General features: G+C 56.8%; 4 protein-coding genes. All 4 read right to left on the bottom strand.

What is annotated here, in order from left to right:
* Positions 1 to 54: 54 nt before the first annotated feature.
* Positions 55 to 372: a hypothetical protein gene (locus LNV07_RS25295; RefSeq protein WP_263573984.1), complete on the bottom strand. Its 318-nt coding sequence runs from the start codon at positions 370 to 372 to the stop codon at positions 55 to 57.
* A gap of 188 nt (positions 373 to 560) precedes the next feature.
* Positions 561 to 830: a CPCC family cysteine-rich protein gene (locus LNV07_RS25290; protein ID WP_263573983.1), complete on the bottom strand. Its 270-nt coding sequence runs from the start codon at positions 828 to 830 to the stop codon at positions 561 to 563.
* A 119-nt stretch (positions 831 to 949) separates the two neighbouring features.
* Complete coding sequence (locus LNV07_RS25285; protein ID WP_263573982.1) at positions 950 to 1,339, bottom strand: hypothetical protein; 390 nt, start codon at positions 1,337 to 1,339, stop codon at positions 950 to 952.
* A gap of 109 nt (positions 1,340 to 1,448) precedes the next feature.
* Positions 1,449 to 1,877 (bottom strand): DoxX-like family protein (locus LNV07_RS25280; RefSeq protein WP_263573981.1); only part of this gene is annotated, 429 nt, incomplete at its 5' end.

Genomic DNA, 1,877 nt, shown 5'->3' with positions numbered 1-1,877 from the left:
TGAAGCTGAGCTGCGGACTGAGGCTTGCCGAAGGACGTCAGCTCGAGCGACCGGTTAGGCCTCTTCTTCATAGACACAAGCCTCCTCGCCAAACTCCAGTTCCATTGCTGTTCGAACAAGAGCAGGAAACGCAAACCAATACTGCCTGCGTATCGAGTCTTTAACGAACTCTTCGCCGAGCGTTTGCTTGGCGTGCAAAATTTCCCAAGCTGACAAAGGACTTCTGTCGATTTCCAGCAGTTGCCGCTTGTTACTGACCATCAACTGCTTGAAATCTTTCCGCGTGCGAATTCCAAAGCGCAAAAGTTCCGGTACCAACTCATCAAACGAAGCAGTGCCATAGTCGTTCTTCTTCGGAAATATCTGGGCCATGACTTTATGAATGAGTGCGCCGGTTAGCGACTCATTGAGTTTGGAAACTCGCGAGGAAACCATTCTTGGCATCAGAGGCCTAACGTTCGAGCTGAGGGGCCGCAGCCAGTTGGCCGCGCGGAGCTGAAAATATACAGGCAGCGTAGCGCGGCCAGCTGGCGGAGGTCCACTCGAGCGCAGGGTTAGGCCTAAATGTGTCGAGCAACATGGGCGAATTCTCCGCGATCGGCCACGCCCGCGACGCGAGATTGGAACTCTCTTGAGCAGGCGCCAAGCTCCGCGAAGTTTCTTCGGCCTTCGCGCAGCGTGAGCCCATGATTTGCACCGGAAGGCTCATCGGGATCGGAGACGCCAAATGAATCCTGCTCCCAGAAGCACACTGGACAAATTTCCCAGTCGCGCTCGGCGGGGATGCTGAAATGATCGCAGCAGTCGCACTGAACAAGATCGGGCGTCATGGGGTAGGCCTAACGTTCGAGCTGAGGGGCCGCAGCCAGCTGGCCGCGCGGAGCTGAAAATATACAGGCAGCGTAGCGCGGCCAGCTGGCGGAGGTCCACTCGAGCGACCGGTTAGCCATCACTTCGGAGCCTCCTGAGGCTTGAACACGACACGCTTTTGGAACTGCGCGTCCCAATAGAACGCGATCGGCAGAGTGAGCTTCATCAGAGCATCCAAAACCACCATCATGCTCGGATGAGGCTCTGCTGCTTCTGGATCTTGTCGATGGAGGCACACCTGTTTTACACCCGAGGTGCCGAGCTTTGCCAAGGCGGCAAACTGGCTCACTGGAACCGTCTTGCCATTGAGCTCTATTCGGCCATCTGCGAGCACTGCAACACGCATAGCGTGCCTGGAGGGACAAGGCTGAGCCACGAGATCAACGCTTGGCTGTGATTGCGCAATGGCTGGGCCGACCAAACTCCCAGCCAGAACGCCAATTTTGAAGATGACACGAATTCTGTGCATTGATGGCTAACGTTCAAGTTGAGCCGCGAGCGACGGCTGGGCACGGAAGGCCCAGAATGAAATGGGGGCCTGGAGTGGCCAGCCGTTGCGAGTCGGCTCGAACGCAGGGTTAGCCCGCACTCGACTCCTTCTCGCGAAATGCAAGCAGCGCAACAATGGATAGCGAAATGGATGCGACATTCATGACCACCGGATTGAACGCGCCAATGAGGTAACGTGGAGTGTAGATTGCAACGAAGGCCAACAGAACGGCGGTTGCCACCATGGAAACGAGCTGCGGCCAGGCGCGACGTGGAAGAAGCAGGACGCACAGACCGAGGAGGACTTCACCTATGCCAGCGGCGTATGAGACTGAAGCCTGAAGACCCGTTGGGATGCCAAAGGCAATGGACATTGCTAATTCGTCGGGATGCGGCCCGAGTAGCTTTGGAACAAGACCCTGGTAGAGCCAGATTCCGGCGACGGTGAAGTTGCAGAGCCGACGGATCCGCTCAAGAGCAACTTGGAATGACAGCGCGGACGGCATCGTATGCATGCG

It is taken from the genome of Roseateles oligotrophus (genome assembly GCF_025717515.1).
Classification (GTDB): Bacteria; Pseudomonadota; Gammaproteobacteria; order Burkholderiales; family Burkholderiaceae_C; genus Paucibacter_A; species Paucibacter_A oligotrophus.
This window is presented reverse-complemented; position numbering and strand designations above follow the sequence as displayed.

What these genes read in the sequence shown, in the direction of transcription:
- LNV07_RS25295 (WP_263573984.1), bottom strand. Translation starts at nt 372, where the DNA reads ATGGCCCAGATATTTCCGAAGAAGAACGACTATGGCACTGCTTCGTTT.
- LNV07_RS25290 (WP_263573983.1), bottom strand. Translation starts at nt 830, where the DNA reads ATGACGCCCGATCTTGTTCAGTGCGACTGCTGCGATCATTTCAGCATC.
- LNV07_RS25285 (WP_263573982.1), bottom strand. Translation starts at nt 1,339, where the DNA reads ATGCACAGAATTCGTGTCATCTTCAAAATTGGCGTTCTGGCTGGGAGT.